This is a genomic window from Asaia sp. SF2.1 (genome assembly GCF_000505765.1).
GTDB classification, from domain to species: Bacteria; Pseudomonadota; Alphaproteobacteria; order Acetobacterales; family Acetobacteraceae; genus Asaia; species Asaia bogorensis.
In genome coordinates, this window is record NZ_AYXS01000025.1 from 1 (window position 1) to 15849 (window position 15849).

Sequence of the window (15849 nt, forward strand, 5' to 3'; positions counted from 1 at the left end):
GCCCAGCAGTGGAAACCCTGGCAACTCAAATACGGTACTTATTTCGGTGCGGCGAGAGACTCGCTCTTGATCGCGCCATGTGACTGGCTGGCATAGGATTTGTGGCTGTCATAGTTGGCCGGGTAGGGGCTGCTCCCAGCGCTGCTGGTGGTTGCCGAGCTCGTTGCTGCGGCGCTACCGGTGGCGGGCGTGCTGCCTTGCTGCTGGACCACCTGCATCAGAACGCGGCGCAAGGGATCGGCCCCCGTATTGTTCACCCGCATTGAGATGACGATATCCTCGGGGCCGACTGGCTGGTTATAGAAGGCGCGGTTCGAGCTGCTGTCGATTGTCAGTTTCGAGCCCCCCAGTGAGGCGCCGGCAAACAGTCCCGAGGATTTCTGCAAGGCGAGTATATCGGTGTTCGAAGCGCCTGCCGAGCCACTCTCGATGCCACTGCCCATATTGGCAAATGACGCCGAGGCCCCTGCGCTGAACTTGAACTGGCTGTCGAGCAGGGCCTGCAAGCCACGATCAGACATGACGAAGAACATCAGCTCCGAGCTTTCCACCCCAAGCTGAATACCCATCGAGGCCGAACTTAGGGTGTAGAAAGCAGGATCGGACCATGAGCCACGAGCATCGCGCGAGAGCAGAAGGCAGCCGCCACCTGCGCCGCCAAATACGATCGACATGCGAAAGACCGATGGGCAGACCATCACAGCGCGGGCCTTGGCCAGATAACGCTGCGCCCGCGAATTGGGGTTAGTCCCCTGAAAAATGTCCTGAACAGCCAACGTTGCCCGATCGACCAGCGCCTGCTGCTTCGATGCGGCCATGGCAGGCAGGGCGCTCAGGCCCGATGCCAGAAGTACCGTCGAGGCGACGAGTCGGCAGGGAAAAGAAACCATAGGGTAGGGGCCTCATATCTGGAGCCGGCAGGGCGAGCCCGGACCGGGAACACCCGAACAGGAAAACAGGGTCGGCATATCCCGAGACGGGTACGACAAGCCTTGTTTCCTGAGCGGCAATTATGGCGTGAGAATGGTTCAGATCATGCGGTGACGGCAAGAGACGATCAGAGCAGTTCCATCCCGGCTGCTTCTGCAATGGCCTCAGCCACGCCCGGAGCTGTGGCCAGAATGGGTCTTGCCCCGGTCAGGCCGCCATCGCGCAGGAAGGGCGAGACGCGCGCGCCGCTCTCTGCAAGCAGGACCAGCGCTGCCGCGACGTCCCACAGATTGATGGCGATTTCCAGATAGCCATCGCAGCGGCCCGAGGCGACATCGGCGAGGGCGAGGGCGCCGCAGGCACCAGTGCGTGGAGCGATGCCCAGCTCAAGAAAAGCCTGTGCATGACGGGCATAGGTTTCCGGCGAAACCTTGGCGCTCCAGCCCATTTCGACCATGGCGCTTTTCGGGTCTGTTACAGGTGAGGCGACAAGTTTGCGGCCGTTCATCCAGGCGCCCACGCCGCGCTGGGCTGTATAGATTTCGCCCAGAGCCGGAGCGTTGATTACCCCGGCTACGGGCAGATCGCCGTGCATCAGGCCGAGAGAAACGCACCAGCGCTCACGGCCACGCGCATAATTCGAAGTGCCGTCAATCGGGTCGATCACCCAGGTCAGGCCGCCCTGTCTGTGTCGACCGCCTTCCTCACCCATGAAGCCGTCTTCGGGGAAGAGCGTTTCCAGACGACGGGAGACCAGTGCCTCTACCGCCATATCGGCCTCGGTCACGTAATCCTGCATACCCTTGGTGGTGCCGGTCGGGCCGCCCGGTGGGGGGCGCATGGCCATGGCAAGGGCGGCGGCATCGGCAACAACCGCACGAGCGACTTCCAGACGCTGCGCAATCATGCGCTCGAGATTCGTACCAGAATCACTCGAATGGGTAACGCTCATCGCGGGGGTGGTCATGCAGATACTCCTTATTCGACACGTCGGGCCGCACGAAGGGATGCCGTCATGGCAGGGTCTTCAAGCGCCATGAGGCGCAGCGCGGCGCCATGGCCGAAAAGCTGCATCAGGGTCTTCCTGCGGGCGGTCGCCAGCTTCGAGAGCGGGCTTTCCCGGATCATGGCACATTCCGGCAGGATGGTTGAGGGGCTTTCGGGCAGATGGGCCACGAACAGCCCGACATCCTGCGGGATCAGATCACGCGGAAAGGCCTGATCCACTGCGAAATAGAGCCGGTCGCACCAGTCACGATACTCAGGCCATTTGCGGTCAGTCAGAAAATCGCGAGGTCCGGATTTGATCTCGATGCAATGCAGCATCCCGTCCTGCGTCAGCGCCATGATGTCGGCCCGCCGACCTGCTGCCGGCAACGAAAACTCGTTGATGCAGGCCCAGCGCATGGTGCGGCATAGCCCGAGCATGGCGCGCCGTATGGCAAATTGCGTTTCAGGCAGGGTGAGGGCTGATTGGGTATCGAGCGGGGGCGCCTGATCATCGAGCGCAGGACTTTGCGTATCGCTCACTTGCCGTTACTCATCATCAGCTACGCACTCACGTCCTTCTGGAGAAAGATTTGTCTGATAAACGCGAGATGTCGGACAGGGTTATGCCGCTCGTTGCCTTTATGCGCCGGGAGAAAGCGCTGAGTGCAGCAGGTCTTGGCGTTTTCCTGTTCCTGCTGGGGTATTTCTGCGGCCATCTTGATGAGCGGATGCACTTTGCGCTCGATCTACTGGCGCTCATTGCCTTTGGGGCAGCGACGTTTTTTGAGCGTCAGGCTGCGCCACGCATGGTGTGGATCCTGCTGCTGGTTGCTTCTGTGGTCTTTGCCCAGATGGATTTCCGCCTCTCCGGGCATCTGACCCAGACGCGGTCACAGAGTGCTTTCGAGTCGCGCTAGAATCTCTGCACCCCGTCGATCGAACGAGGCCGCATCGAAACGCGAGAGAACACGGGCCCGACCGGTTTCGCCCATCTCAGCCAGCTGGCCGGGTTCACGCAGTAACCCGGCCAGCGCCAGCGCCAGCGCCTCCGGGTCGTTCGGGGGAATGATCCGGCCACAGGATTGCGTGATGGTATGCGGCAATTCACCGGCCTCGGAGGCGATGACCGGCACGCCGCAAAGCAGCGCCTCATGCGCCGCAAGGCACAGCCCCTCCCATTGTGAGGGCTGCACATAGAGGTGCAGGGTTGCCAGAAACTGCCTTGGGTCAGCGTTATAGCCGTCCAGGACGATCGGCAGCCTGTCACGAGCGATGAGGGCCGCAAGGCGGTCACGCTCCTCGCCCTCGCCCGCGATATGAACTTCGTATTCCGGCAGACCTTCGATCTTGCCGAGCAGCTTCACGGCCGCACAGAGCACGTCATAGCCCTTGACCGGATGGAGCCGCCCAAGCGAGCCGATCCGTATGGGGCCGGCTTCCGACCACGGTACGGCGCGTGGGAAGTCGCTGCTTGCCCGAAAGATAGGCCAGCAGGTGAGTCGATCGGCGCCAAGCCCCAGCTTCTTTTCGGTTTCGAGTTCGACGCAGGTGGAATCGGCAATCCACAGACGGGATAGCCCGCGCATGAGCCGCAAAAGCCGTGCATTGGCGGGTTTGAGCCGCGCGGAGTGCTGCCAACTGGCCACCCGGATACGACGCCTTAACCCGACGAGCTGCCCGAGGAGGGTTGCGCGTGTAAGGGAGGTCCAGATGAGGTCGGGTCGCTGCTCGCCAATCTCGCGATCAAGCCAGGCAAGGGCGGCCAGATGGTCCTTCCTGCCGCCTTCACGGACATGCACGGTCAGTCCAGCCTGAATCATGGGCCTGATGGCGCGGCCATCGCGGCGGGTGAGGGCAAGCACGATAACCTCGTGACCCTGATCGCGCATGACCTGCGTGATGGCCGGAACCGGCAGGGCGGCGCCGCCCCCCTCGACCGAATTGATGACATAGGCAATTTTCATGGGGCCATGCTCAAGCGGATCGGGCCAGGAGCATTTCGACCAGTTCGAGATCCTGCGGCTTGTCCACATCGACAGCGGCACGACCGTCATCGATTGGGATCAGCGCGACCTTTGCACCGGTCAGTTGGCTAATGCGGGCCACGAGGGCCGCGCTGGACAGGCGGCCCAATAATGCTCGCAGGAGGATGCCATAGCCCAGTGTGCGCGCCATTCTGAGCGGGCGTTTGCGGTCGCGTTCCAGGCTTTGCCACAATGTGACGACGGCACGCGCCTTTGGCGTGCGCATCAGGAACAGATTGCAGCCTGAGAACCTCATGTCACGCAAACGTATATAGGTGCGTCTGGTATGGGGGACATCGCGCTCGATCGTCGCCTTCAGGGCGACGCCAACAGCCAGATCACAATCGCTTTGATTGGCCTCCCGCACAAAGGCGGTGATCCATGCGGGGCGCAGCAGCGGATGATCTGCCGTCGTGATCAGGAGCGGTGTGCCGAGCGCCTCGAGTGCCAGCGCGACACTGCCGCTTGGGCCGCTTGCAGTGGGCAGGCAGGTGAAAGGACGTTCGAGTGTCCGTAGGGCTGCGTGATCCTCGATGCTGACGGAAACAGGGCCGATCCCGTCTGTCTGTTCGAGGGTGCTCAGCACGCGGTCGATCATGGGGCGACCGCCGACCGGCAGCAGGGCCTTGTGCCCGACCTTTCCAAGCCGGGCGAGCGGGTCCTGTGCCCCGTCGCGTGAGCCTGCAAGAACCAGCGCGGGTAGTGTCACGAGGCGGCGCTGCCACGCCGGGCGCCGTCGGGGCGCTGCTTGGGCGGGGCGCCCGTGTGCTTCATCACCCAGGGATAGCGCTGTGCCTCCTCAAGGTCATAGCCGAGGTCGAATACATGAGCACTGCGGGGGCGGGCGCGGGCGTCCTTGTAGAAGCTTCCGAACAGGCGATCGGCAGCATAGTTCGTGATGCCGTAATTGCCGTCCTCATCATGGAAGTGATGCAGGACATGCAGCTGCTTGATTTTCGCAACCCAGTTCCAGCGCGGCTTGTAGGCCAGATGCTGGATGCAGTGAAAGAACTCATAGATGCAGGTCATGACCAGGCCCGTGAAGAGCGCGGCAAATGCCGTGCTGATACCGCCGATGGCCCAGCCGATAGGCATGACAATGATGGCGATGGTCGGGATCGTGTTGAGCGGTGAGCCAAATAGCACATCAAGGAGATGGGGGTCCTGATGATGGTCGAAATGGACGCGCTTCCACAGCGAGGCAGTCAGCGGATTGCGATACAGCCAGCGTCCGTGGAGGATGAAGCGATGGATGGCGTACCAGGCAAACGGGTAGATGCCCACCACCAGAACGATGGTGATCAGCGTCGGTGCAGCCTTCGGACCAAACCAGAGCGCGGCGGCAGCTGAAGTCAGAATGAGCGCGAAATAGAGCAGAATGGTGGGGTAGGTGAGATAGGCCATCCAGAGATGGGGCAGACTCATCTTTCCCAGATCGAAGCTTCGTCCCGTGCGGAGTGAGCCCTGGTTTTTCCGGGCGTTCCAGAAGGCGCGCCAGAAGCCTTCCGAGTGTTCAGAATTGAACGTACTCATTTCTCTTCCATCTTCACTATCCATGCCCCTCCAAGGAGGAATGCCAGGGCGGGAGGCGCCGTGACGGCAATTAACGCAGGCAAGGTCCCCGCATTGCCAAGAGCCTGTATCAGGCCTTGCAACACGATGAAACCAAAACCCGCAGCCAGCGCCGCAATGGGCAGGAGGCTACGGGTGCCTGTGCGGGGGGGAATATAGATGACAGGCAGCGCCAGAAACAGCATGGCGCAAAGCGAAACCGGCAGGGTGAAAGGCGCAAAAAGCGCCATGCGATAGGTGGCCTTAGGCAGGCTGGAGGCACCGCCACGATGCAGTATGGTCCATAGCGACCAGCAGGAAAGAACCGGATAGGACTGCGAGAGCTGGATCAGCGTATCCGGTGTCACGCGGGCTGGCAGCAGCGACACGTCCTGCCGCAAGGTGGTCTCCACGCGGTTGCTTTTCAGGACGAGGCTGCGCACCGAGGCAGCGCGCCAGCCAGTGAGGGTGTCGTAAACCATCTCCGGTGCGGTATCCGTAGCGGTCAGATCACCCCCATTGGCGCGGTGGTAGACCGCGATTTTCTGGATACGGCGACCGCCTTCTGTGAAGCTGTCGATGTGAATGACATTGCCCGAGGCGTGAAACCAGAAACCATGACCGCTTCCGGCAGCTTTCGGATCGGTCTGGTTCCACCATTTCGCGAGAGAAAGCTCGGTGCGTGGCGCGATGATTTCCTGTGTGAGAATCCCCGCGACACTGATGATGCCTATGGAGGGCAATAGGAGTGTCAGCAGCCTTGTGGTCGACAGACCGGCGGCGCGCAGACTGGCCATCTCGCTTGCAAGCGTCATCTGCATAAGCATGAACAACGCGCCGATGAGGGTGCTGAGTGGCAGGGTCTGTACGGTCAGGGCCGGTAATTTCAGCAGGGCATAACGGACCAGCCCAAGGGCACCAAGATGGCGCTCCAGTATGGGCGTCGTCATCTCAAGGAGTCCGAGGATCTCCATCATCGAGACGAGTATGGCCCCGCAGATCAGTGTGCGCCCGATGAAGCTTCTGGTCAGATGCATCAGAAGCACGGAGCGCGATGGATTGAGCGGGATCATGATGTGGCCTTTGCCGGGCCGAGCGGAATGGCCTTGCGGCGTCGCCACGATCCACGCGAGCGTCTGAAAATTGAGGCGAGGCAGATCGTACAGAAGGCGATCTCGGGCAGCCATATGGCGTAGAAGCCGCGCATTCTGCCCGTTGCCACCATACCGTGACCAAATTGCAGCGTATGGTCGAACCCGACCAGTACGAGGGCAAGGGCGATCAGCCCGATGATCGGGCGCCGTCTTTTGGCACCAATCGCCAGCGCTACAGCGAGCGGCGGGATGAACGGTATGGCAAGCGCACGCGCAAGACGGAAATCGAGCTCCGCACGCAGGCTCGAGCGGGTGATGCCACCATTTCCGTTCTGGTTGTCGGATTGATGGGACGCCTCGAGCCGGGTTGCCAGCTCCACGAGGGTCAGTTCACGCTCATCAATGCCGCGCGAGCGGAAGACCGCCGTATCATGACTCTGGTCGAACACCTTCATGCTGTGGTCGAAGCGGGTCTGTGTGGCCTTGTTGCTGCCATCACGCGGGTCGTAGACAATCAGCCCATCCCACAGGTCAAGGCGTGTCTGTTTGAGGGAAGGCACGGCGGTGATCAGCCCGCGATGGGCGGTGATGATTCTGACGGCGCCATCAGGCTCTCTCTGGCGAATGAACACCTCATGCAGGACGGTACCGTTACGGGTCACGCGATCGGCGGTGAGCATGGAATCATCCGCTGTTGTCGCGAACATGCCAGCCTGCAGGTGGGGGGCCCAACCCGAATGAGCCGCGTAATAGAAACCTGAGCGGAAATCGTAGCGAGCAACTGGCTGGATATAGCCGTAGAGCAGAATACTGCCGCAGCCGACCGCAACGCCGGTCCACATATAGGGGCGAGCGATACGTAAAAGAGAAACGCCGCTCGCCATCAGGGCGTCAATCTCGTTGTTGTCGCTCATGCGCCGGATGATCAGGAAGACGCTCACACACAGGGCAGCAGGCAGGGCGAGGCCCAGATAATGCGGCAGCAGATCTGTCAGCAGGGCCACGAAGGTCGCCAGGGAACTGCCTTCCGCGGCGAGGTCATCGAACAGGACGAGAAGCCGCTCCAGAAGCAGTGCGGCGAGGACCGCCGCCAGCGACACCACGAAGGGGGGAACGAGCTGGGCCAGCAGATAGCGATCAAGCGTGGGAAAATGGGGGAGGCGCATTATCTTGGCTCATTCGCCTTCATGATCTGACCATGCTGTTCCGGATGTTGCTGCCAGCGCCGATGGCGGCTGCACCGCCAGCCGGTATCACTCGTGAACTGTCTGGTTTGCAGGTCGATGGTCCAGCCTTCCTGCGTGGGAGTAATGGCGATTCTGTTCCAGCCGCTCTGGCGCCAGGGGCGTGAGGACAGCAGGGATGCTGATGGAACGCCAACTAGAGGAATTTCGCTGCCCGGGACCGTTGCGAGCGTAGCGTCATGCGAATGTCCGTGAAGGACAATCGAGGCTCCGTGCTGGGCGATGACTGTAGCAACGACCTTGTGATCGAGCAGGGATTTGCGCCACGGAACAAGCCCGGCCCGTGGCGGATGATGGATCATGACCACGCGGCAAAGAATCTTTGTCTCGTCCAGAAGTTGAGCCAGCTTCTCGCGCTGCGTCTTGCCGATGCGCCCACAAGCCATGAAGGGTGGTGTCGGGATTGCGGAATTCAGCCCGATGACCGCCACATTGCCGTGGATGTGGCAATACGGAAAGCTGGTCTCGTCGGTGTCTTCCATCCACTTTGACCATAACCCGGCATGGTCCGGCCATTTCGAGCGGACCATTGCATCATGGTTGCCGGGCACCACCAGCGTCCGGGCCGGCATGGAGGCGAGCCAGTCAGCCGCTGCGGCGCATTCCTCCGGCAGTCCGAAATTGGTCAGATCGCCCGTATTGAGAACGAGATCCGGAGCGGCGGCGACGATATCCTCGCGCACGATAGTCGCAAGCTCGGGTCGGTGGCGATGCACCCTGTGGCGCTTCCAGGAAGCGACGCTCAGGGCGCGTTTGTTCGTGAAAGCACGCCATGACGGCAGGGGGGCAGGCGGGGGGAGGTGAACATCCGACAGATGGGCCAGAACCACTGGTGACGTATCGCTGTTTCCGGTCATCTGCCTCTCTCCTCGTCACCACAGGTCAAAGGCCGATACCGGCAAAATCCAAAAATGACCAATCGGTTTCTGGTCCCGCTGCGTAAGTCATGCTATGGCGCCGCGCAAGGCGGACGCCCGAAGTTGCGTCGGGCCAGAGGATTGACCGTAACATAAATGATACTGCCGTGCGCCTAGCCCTGATCCATAATCCACGCAGTCGCAAGAACAGGCGCGATGGCAGGAAATTTGCCAGACAGGCGCATCAGCTTCTGGGGGAGGGGTTTCTTGTCCCGGCTTCCCATGACGAGATGACCGAGATGGTCGAGGATCTCGCGCGACGCAATGTCCGGCTGATTGCGATCAATGGCGGTGATGGAACAGTCAGCGACGTCATGACGGCCGTCATGCGCGCCTATCCGGAAGGCGCGTTGCCTGATCTCGCCATCTTTCCGTCCGGCAACACCAATCTGATTGCCCGTGACGTCGGGTTCACGCATCGCGGGATCGCCGCCCTGCGCCAGCTCTGGAACCATGGCGACGTGCTTCCACGCACCAATCGACGCCCGCTCAAGATTTCATGGCCGGAAAACGAGCATGAAGCGCGCCTTGGCATGTTTCAGGGCAGTTCCGGCTATGCGCGTGCTATTGCAATAGCCCATTCCCCGCATGTGCTGCGTTACGCGCCGCATAATCTCGCTGTGGCCGTTACGCTGGTGGGCGCGTTCGGCAGCCTGCTCTGGCGCCGGCAGCGTGAGACCTGGCTGACGGGAGATCGCTTCGCGCTCGAGGGCGATGGCGAAACCCTCGCTGACGGTCAGAGCTTCCTGTTTCTCTCGACCGCGCTGCAAAAGCTGGATCTGGGCATCTGGCCATTCTGGAACAGCGGCAAGGCGAGGTCCGAAGGGCTGCACTATCTGCATGTGGCCGATCATCCCCGCCGCCTGCTTCAGGCGACCTGGTCGCTGCTGCGGGGGCGCGCTCCTTCGTGGCTGCGCCAGAGCGGAGACTACATGAGCGGACGCGCCAGCCAAATGGTCCTGACCTGCGCGGGGGATTTCGTGCTCGATGGTGAGCGCTTTGCGCCCGGAGCAAAACATCGTATCCTTCTTTCCGAAGGGCCCCAGTTCGGCTTTGTGCATGACTGACCATGCGGCACGTCCGGTCGAGACCGAGACCCTGCTTGACCGGACGCTGATTGGCGAACTGACAACCCTGGTTGACCCGCGTATCCACCAGCTGGTGGCTCATATACTCGGGACCACGCGCCCGCTCGGGGTCCTGTTCTACGGTTCGGGGCTGCGCCAGTTCGATCCTGACGGGCTTTTTGACTTTTATATCGTGCTCGAGCGCCTGTCAGACTGGCCAGCTCCTCCATTGGCCTTGCTCGGCAACGCATTGCTTCCACCGAATGTGTTTTATGCCGAGCATGAGGTTGAGGGTCAGATTTTGCGGGCCAAGGTCGCGCTGATTACCTTGGCGCAATTCCGTTCCCGTGTTTCGCCACGTTCTCAGGATACAACGCTCTGGGCGCGCTTCTGCCAGCCTGTACGGCTTGTCTGGGTGCGCGATGCGGATTCCGCCGAGGCACTTCTCGATGTGCTGCGCCGTGCCGTTGTGACCGCTTCTGGCTGGGCCGCACGTCTGGGTGAGGGTACGCATGCGCCCGCCGAGTGGTGGCGCATTCTCTTCAGTCGGACCTATCGCGCCGAATTGCGGGTCGAGCATGAGAGCCGTGGTTCAACCATCATGCAGGGGCTCGAAAGCCGGTATGCAGCTCTCACACGCGATGCATGGACGCTAGGCCAGCTGAAATTCGACGAGCGGGAAGGCCAGTTGAGGCCGCGATTGACTAGACTTGCCCGGATCCGTGCCGGCAAACGTTGGGCCCGCATGGCGCGACGCGGACGATGGCGTAATATCGCTCGTCTGGTAAAGGCGGCCTTCACTTTCCGCGATGGGGCGACCTATCTCGCGTGGAAAATCGAGCGACATAGCGGTTTTCGTCTTGCACTCTCGCCCTTCGAGGCGCGTCACCCGCTCATCTGCCTGCCTAGCCTGTTGTGGCGGGCCAGAGGGATCTTCCTCAAGGGGATGAAGGGCTGACGCCAAAGGCTCGCTGAGATAAAAAAAGGGAGGCCAGTGACAGACTGGCCTCCCTTTTTAACGCCGTGGTGAACGATCTTCAGCCCAGAATCTCTGCCTTGGCCTGAGCGAAGGCGGCAAGTGCCTTATCGATTTCCTGAGCCGTATGAACAGCCATGACAGAACAACGCAGCAGCGGATGCTCGTCCGGCGTCGCGGGCGGCAGTGAAAGATTTACATAGACGCCCAGTTCGAGCAGGCGGTTCCAGAAAGCAAGGGCCTGCTCCACCGTCTCCAGTGTTACGGCAACGACCGGGCTGACATGCGGGCTGGTCTTTAAACCCAGCTTGTGCAGGCCATGATTAAGCTGCTCGGCATTGGCATAGAGCTGCTTGCGCAGTTCGGGGCGGGCCTGCATCTCATCCAGCGCGGCGAGTGTGGAGGCGATGATTTCTGGCGGAAGCGACGCCGTGAACATATAGGGACGTGAGCAGAGACGGATAAGCTCCAGCCCTTCGAGATTCGAAACACAGTAACCGCCCACGGTGCCAAGCGACTTGGAGAACGTGCCAACCACGAAATCCACATCGTCTTCGCAGCCATCGCGCTCAGCCACGCCGCGTCCGTTCTCGCCAAGCACACCAAAGGAATGGGCTTCATCTGCCAGGAGATAGGCGCCGTGCTTCTTCTTGACCTCGGCAAATTCGCGCATGGGCGCGACGTTGCCGGTCATGGAGTAGATGCCCTCGACCACAACGAGTTTTGCGCCCTGGTGGTCTTTCAGGCGCGACAGGCGCTTGTCGAGATCAGCCGGGTCGTTGTGGCGGAAGCGTATGACCTGGGCGTAACCGAGGCGGCTCGCATCATAGATGCTAGCATGGCTGTCCGCATCGAGCAGCAGGATGTCGTCCTTGCCTGCCAGAGCAGAGATCGCGCCGAGATTGGCCTGATATCCCGTCGAGAAAATCATGCAGTGACGGCGGCGGAACACTTCAGCCAGATGGGCTTCCAGCTTGCGGTGCAGGGCATAGGTGCCGTTGGCAATGCGTGAACCTGTCGTGCCAACGCCCTCGCGCCTGACCGTCTCAATTGCGGCTTCTGCCGCGGCACGGGACTGACTCAGGCCGAGATAGTTGTTTGTCCCAAACAGCAGTGTCTCGCGCCCTTCGATCAGGCCGACCGTCGCCGAGACAGGGTGATCGATGACGACACCGAACGGGTTGCGCGGCGACTTGGCGGTCAGACCAGCGGCGGCGGCTTTGAGGCCTGCATATTTGGCAAAAATATCGGTCACGAGGATCAACCACCCGATTTCAGGCTTGAGAGGCACACGGCAAGATCGTGGATCGTTCGGATGTCGGCGAGCTTGTCTAGCGGCACGGAAACATCGAGTTCATCCTCGATTTCCATGACAAAATTCATGACGGCCAGTGAGTCGAAAGCGAGATCTTCGACAATCTTGCTGTCACCGTTGATGTCGCGTGGCACCTTCGGATTGGCGAGAAGCTTGTCGATGATCATCGCAGTGATGGAGGCGACCGTATCGGTCATCAAAATTCTCCGGCTTTTGGCGGTTGGGTGACAAGCACCCCAGATGAAGCGTCTTATGCGTCAGGCTTGAAAGGAAGGCCAGAGGGGGCAGTTTCTCCGAAGCCCTGAACGAGGTGCCGGAACCTTGGATGAGGCTCCGGCATGTTTGTCAGGCTGCGGTGCTGCTGGTCATGGTCTCGAACTGACCAGCGAGAAGCATGGCCTTTGCCCGGGCTCGCGTCAGCTTGCCAGACGATGTCTGGGGCAGGGTATGAGGCGGCACGAGAATGACGTCTACATCAACGCCGTGCTGGCGACGGAAAAGGCCCATCGTCTCCTCGCGCAGGCGAGCGCGGTCGTCGTCATTGGTCGCACGGCACTGCACGAGTGCCACAACGCGTTCGCCAGCTTCCTCTTCAACGGCAAACACAGCGACATCGCGTGACCGCAGGGACGTGATTTCGTGCTCAGCCGACCACTCAAGGTCCTGCGGCCATATATTGCGACCATTGATGATGATCAGGTCCTTGGCGCGGCCTGTAATGACCACCTGCCCGTTGAGCATGTAGCCAAGGTCACCCGTGTTGAGCCATCCCTTGTCATCAAGCACTTCAGCCGTTTCGGTATCACGGCCAAAATAGCCGCGCATCAGACTGGGACCACGAACATAGACCATACCAACGTGGCGTTCCTCCAGCAGGTCGCCCTTGGCATTGCGCACCTGAACATCGTGTTCTGGCAGGGCGACGCCGCAAAGCACAAAAGTGCGAAGAGCATGGGAAGGATCGTTGGATGCGCGCGCTACGCCTTCGGTCTCCAGCGTGCGCAAGTCGATCGTATCGGTTGCGATGCCTGTGTTGAGAGGCGCGAAGCTGATGGCGAGGGTGGCTTCAGCCATGCCATAGCTGGCAACGAAGGCGCGACCGTCAAACCCATATGCGGCGAAGCGTTCGGAGAACGTCTCCAGGATATGATGGCGAATCATATCTCCGCCGATGCCGGCGATACGCCAGCAGGAAAGATCGAGATCGCCGGAGACCGGACGACGCGCGCAAAGCTCATAGCCAAAGGATGGGCTATAGGCGATCGTCCCGCGATTGCGGCTGATCAGATCGAGCCAGACATGCGGGCGACGAGCAAACTCACGCGTGGGCAGCAGATCGACAGTGAGCTGACATGTCATGGGCGTCAGGAAGAACCCGACGAGCCCCATATCATGATAGAGCGGCAACCACGATACGCAGCGATCACCTGTCTCGGTTACTTGCAGGCCGTCACGGGCGATAGCCCGGGCATTGGCCATCCCGGCAGACTGGGTAACGGCAACACCCATCGGAAAGCGCGTGCTGCCCGAAGAAAACTGAAGATAGGACAGGTCATTCGTATCGATAACCGGCAGCGGCTCGCTTGCAGCCGGTCTTTGCAGCAATTCGGCTGGAGAACCGCCGAAGGCCAGATCGAGCCCTTCGATGATATCCTGCGTCCAGGAACCGATCAGTTCCGGCACAACAACGGCGCGTGCGCCAGAGGCGCTCACCATGCCCCGCAACGTGCCAATATAGGCTTCGCGACCACCAAAAGCGATGGGAAGGGGGAGGGGCGCCGGCACAAGGCCTGCGTACTGACAACCGAAGAAGATGCGTGCGAAATCACCGTCACTCTCCGCAACGATGGCAACGCGGTCGCCGGTTTTGAGCCCGGTGCCGATCAGGCGATGGGCGGTGTCAATCGCCTGATCACGCAGGACGCGGTAGGGCAGGGCCTCGATGAGCTGGCCGCGACCATTATAGATGTTGAACCCCGCCGTTCCCTGCGCCGCATAATCCAGGGCAGCGCTGAACGTCGGAAAATCGCCGTGGCGGCGCTTCTGGTTCGATGCAGTAGGAACGGGCGTTTCGTTGGGCGTCATATCGTTTGGTCTGCTCTGCTTTTCACTCTGTCATGATCACTGCACCCAAGGCGAAACCCTGAGGCAATCCATGCGTATGGGTTACGCGGCGTTACGGAGATAATCGACGATTGCATCCGCAGCGCCCGGCGCTGTCGGGCCGTCATCGCTGAACTCGAACGTCTCTAGTATATATTGGCGTTGCGCCTCAAGAAATTCGTCATGTTTTGTCACAGCCGTCTCGAGCACTGTCGTGAGCGGATCGATGCCGTCGAGCACTTGCCCGAGATTCCAGAAATGGTAGTTGCGGTCCGACTGCCAGTTCACATGATGGGCATTGAGAAAAACGCAAGGGCGCGGGCGCACAAGAAACTCAGCGACTTGCGAACTGACGTCGCCGAGATAGATATCGGCAGCCATCGTGTAGGTCATATCGATACTGCGTGGGCTGCCCGGATCGATCAGGATATGATTGTGGTGGGCAAAACGCGACACAAGCTGCTCGCCTTCCTGACGGTGCTTGTCAAACAGACGATAATGCGGGGCGAATATTAGGTTGTAGCGATCCTGATTGGCGAAATATTCAAGCACGGCTTCGCCCAGTAGCGGCCATGAGGACAACTTACTGGAGAAATGCGGGTTATAGAGAACGATCGGCTTGCCGTTATCGAAGAGCGCTGGCCGGCTACGAGCCATGCGGCGCACAATATCGAACTTCGCGTAGGAGCCTCGGTAGTATCGCCCGGGGCTGATCGCACCCTGGGACAGCAGACGCTCCTCGATCTTCTTTCCCGACAGGAGCACGAAATCGAATTCTTTGACGTCGCGGGCAAAGCCGATCGCGCGATCTCCGGCGCCGTGACGCGTCCAGATCATCCTCGGCTTGCGAATTCCCATGCGACGCAGATAGAGCGAGGTGCGCTCTGGCACGACTATGGCCTCGAAGCGTGAGAAATATTCCCGATTGAAAAAGAGGCTGGCCATCTTCCCCAATACGCCGGGGCCGGAATGCTCAATGCGACGGCGGAGGAATTCCGGCATCTTGAGAAGATCGAAGCGCGCCTTTGCATTGGGGTAGAGCGCACTCAGAGTCTTGGCGTAATCAAGATGAGCCTCTGTGGTGCAGGCGACATGGACCTCCGTATCATCATGACGTGATGCAATTTCCATCGCAATCGGGAGCGAATGGAGCGTCTGATGAGGCTGAGCGATATAGGGGAAAGCGATTTTCAGCATGATCGGGTGTCAGTTACCAAGGTTCGTCAGGGTAGTGTGATATGTCATCGTACAATCTCCTCACGTCCTGCGGGTCGGTGCGAAAAACGGGATCCAACAACGTAGGGCAGGTTTTTGTGCCTCTGCTTGCCAGATACAAGAGCAGATATTGGAAACGTGATGGAACGCTTGCTTAAATTTTGGCAATCGACGCAACGCTGAGGATGTTAAGGGGCATCATGTCGACCCGTTTTTTCAAGCGGGGTGCGGCATGCTTTCCAGCGAGGTCTCGCATCGCAGATGATTAGTGATATAGAGGCCTCGTTCCACAACACACAAATTATGACGCTTCGTTGCGACCGAGGGAGAGTTCCCTGCCTGGCGCTCTTTTTCAGGGCGTGCTGTCATTTTTTTGAAATTATGTGTTGACGGGTGTGGGTGTGGGGTCTAAAAGCCCGTTCA

16 protein-coding genes are annotated in these 15849 nt (G+C 60.3%); 3 read left to right on the forward strand and 13 right to left on the reverse strand.

The window, feature by feature from the left end; genetic code table 11:
• Positions 1-38 precede the first annotated feature (38 nt).
• The 3 genes from P792_RS30875 to P792_RS30885 all read right to left on the reverse strand — a co-directional run bounded on the left by P792_RS30875 (position 39) and on the right by P792_RS30885 (position 2460).
• Positions 39-890 carry a lipid-binding SYLF domain-containing protein gene (locus P792_RS30875; RefSeq protein ID WP_023979221.1) on the reverse strand — a complete coding sequence of 284 codons (852 nt, stop codon included), beginning with the start codon at positions 888-890 and terminating at the stop codon, positions 39-41.
• Positions 891-1057: 167 nt separating this feature from the next.
• Entirely contained in the window at positions 1058-1882 is an 825-nt protein-coding gene (locus tag P792_RS30880) for an inositol monophosphatase (protein ID WP_369794247.1), read from the reverse strand.
• A gap of 26 nt (positions 1883-1908) precedes the next feature.
• A complete protein-coding gene (locus P792_RS30885; RefSeq protein ID WP_023979223.1) occupies positions 1909-2460 on the reverse strand; it encodes an MmcB family DNA repair protein in 552 nt (183 codons plus the stop codon).
• Positions 2461-2510: 50 nt separating this feature from the next.
• On the opposite strand from P792_RS30885, the gene P792_RS30890 reads away from it, so the two are divergent.
• On the forward strand, positions 2511-2837 hold the full coding sequence (locus P792_RS30890; RefSeq protein WP_152530226.1) for a hypothetical protein: 327 nt from the start codon (positions 2511-2513) through the stop codon (positions 2835-2837).
• On the opposite strand, the gene P792_RS30895 is transcribed toward P792_RS30890, so the two are convergent.
• The 6 genes from P792_RS30895 to P792_RS30920 form a co-directional block, all read right to left on the reverse strand.
• Complete coding sequence (locus P792_RS30895; RefSeq protein ID WP_023979225.1) at positions 2811-3884, reverse strand: glycosyltransferase family 4 protein; 1074 nt, start codon at positions 3882-3884, stop codon at positions 2811-2813. The two genes, P792_RS30890 and P792_RS30895, sit on opposite strands and share 27 nt — an antisense overlap.
• A 10-nt stretch (positions 3885-3894) precedes the next feature.
• Positions 3895-4653 (reverse strand): nucleotidyltransferase family protein, encoded by a 759-nt coding sequence (locus P792_RS30900; protein ID WP_023979226.1) that lies wholly within the window; start codon positions 4651-4653, stop codon positions 3895-3897.
• The gene (locus P792_RS30905) at positions 4650-5369 is read right to left on the reverse strand and encodes a sterol desaturase family protein (protein WP_235075483.1); all 720 of its coding nucleotides are present in this window, start codon (positions 5367-5369) and stop codon (positions 4650-4652) included. Before P792_RS30905 ends, P792_RS30900 begins: the two co-directional genes overlap by 4 nt.
• Positions 5370-5473: 104 nt before the next feature.
• Positions 5474-6568 carry an LptF/LptG family permease gene (locus P792_RS30910; RefSeq protein WP_023979228.1) on the reverse strand — a complete coding sequence of 365 codons (1095 nt, stop codon included), beginning with the start codon at positions 6566-6568 and terminating at the stop codon, positions 5474-5476.
• Positions 6565-7755: an LptF/LptG family permease gene (locus P792_RS30915; RefSeq protein WP_023979229.1), complete on the reverse strand. Its 1191-nt coding sequence runs from the start codon at positions 7753-7755 to the stop codon at positions 6565-6567. The genes P792_RS30910 and P792_RS30915 overlap by 4 nt, the downstream gene beginning before the upstream one ends.
• Entirely contained in the window at positions 7755-8690 is a 936-nt protein-coding gene (locus tag P792_RS30920) for a metallophosphoesterase (RefSeq protein ID WP_023979230.1), read from the reverse strand. The genes P792_RS30915 and P792_RS30920 overlap by 1 nt, the downstream gene beginning before the upstream one ends.
• Before the next feature lie 167 nt (positions 8691-8857).
• On the opposite strand from P792_RS30920, the gene P792_RS30925 reads away from it, so the two are divergent.
• Positions 8858-9817: a diacylglycerol kinase family protein gene (locus tag P792_RS30925; protein ID WP_023979231.1), complete on the forward strand. Its 960-nt coding sequence runs from the start codon at positions 8858-8860 to the stop codon at positions 9815-9817.
• Positions 9810-10775, forward strand: coding sequence for a hypothetical protein (locus P792_RS30930; protein ID WP_023979232.1), 966 nt, complete (start codon positions 9810-9812; stop codon positions 10773-10775). The genes P792_RS30925 and P792_RS30930 overlap by 8 nt, the downstream gene beginning before the upstream one ends.
• 79 nt (positions 10776-10854) lie before the next feature.
• On the opposite strand, the gene spt is transcribed toward P792_RS30930, so the two are convergent.
• From spt to P792_RS30950, 4 genes are all read right to left on the reverse strand, one after another.
• Entirely contained in the window at positions 10855-12048 is a 1194-nt protein-coding gene (gene spt / locus P792_RS30935) for a serine palmitoyltransferase (RefSeq protein ID WP_031241097.1), read from the reverse strand.
• 5 nt (positions 12049-12053) lie between these two features.
• Positions 12054-12305: an acyl carrier protein gene (locus P792_RS30940; protein WP_023979234.1), complete on the reverse strand. Its 252-nt coding sequence runs from the start codon at positions 12303-12305 to the stop codon at positions 12054-12056.
• 148 nt (positions 12306-12453) lie between these two features.
• Positions 12454-14193 (reverse strand): fatty acyl-AMP ligase, encoded by a 1740-nt coding sequence (locus P792_RS30945; protein ID WP_023979235.1) that lies wholly within the window; start codon positions 14191-14193, stop codon positions 12454-12456.
• 81 nt (positions 14194-14274) lie between these two features.
• A complete protein-coding gene (locus P792_RS30950) occupies positions 14275-15405 on the reverse strand; it encodes a CDP-glycerol glycerophosphotransferase family protein (protein WP_031241099.1) in 1131 nt (376 codons plus the stop codon).
• Between the last annotated feature and the right edge of the window lie 444 nt (positions 15406-15849).

Coding starts and splice junctions, on each gene's coding strand:
- P792_RS30875 (WP_023979221.1), bottom strand. CDS start 890: ATGGTTTCTTTTCCCTGCCGACTCGTCGCCTCGACGGTACTTCTGGCA.
- P792_RS30880 (WP_369794247.1), bottom strand. CDS start 1,882: ATGAGCGTTACCCATTCGAGTGATTCTGGTACGAATCTCGAGCGCATG.
- P792_RS30895 (WP_023979225.1), bottom strand. CDS start 3,884: ATGAAAATTGCCTATGTCATCAATTCGGTCGAGGGGGGCGGCGCCGCC.
- P792_RS30905 (WP_235075483.1), bottom strand. CDS start 5,369: ATGAGTCTGCCCCATCTCTGGATGGCCTATCTCACCTACCCCACCATT.
- P792_RS30910 (WP_023979228.1), bottom strand. CDS start 6,568: ATGATCCCGCTCAATCCATCGCGCTCCGTGCTTCTGATGCATCTGACC.
- P792_RS30915 (WP_023979229.1), bottom strand. CDS start 7,755: ATGCGCCTCCCCCATTTTCCCACGCTTGATCGCTATCTGCTGGCCCAG.
- P792_RS30920 (WP_023979230.1), bottom strand. CDS start 8,690: ATGACCGGAAACAGCGATACGTCACCAGTGGTTCTGGCCCATCTGTCG.
- P792_RS30930 (WP_023979232.1), top strand. CDS start 9,810: ATGACTGACCATGCGGCACGTCCGGTCGAGACCGAGACCCTGCTTGAC.
- P792_RS30940 (WP_023979234.1), bottom strand. CDS start 12,305: ATGACCGATACGGTCGCCTCCATCACTGCGATGATCATCGACAAGCTT.
- P792_RS30945 (WP_023979235.1), bottom strand. CDS start 14,193: ATGACGCCCAACGAAACGCCCGTTCCTACTGCATCGAACCAGAAGCGC.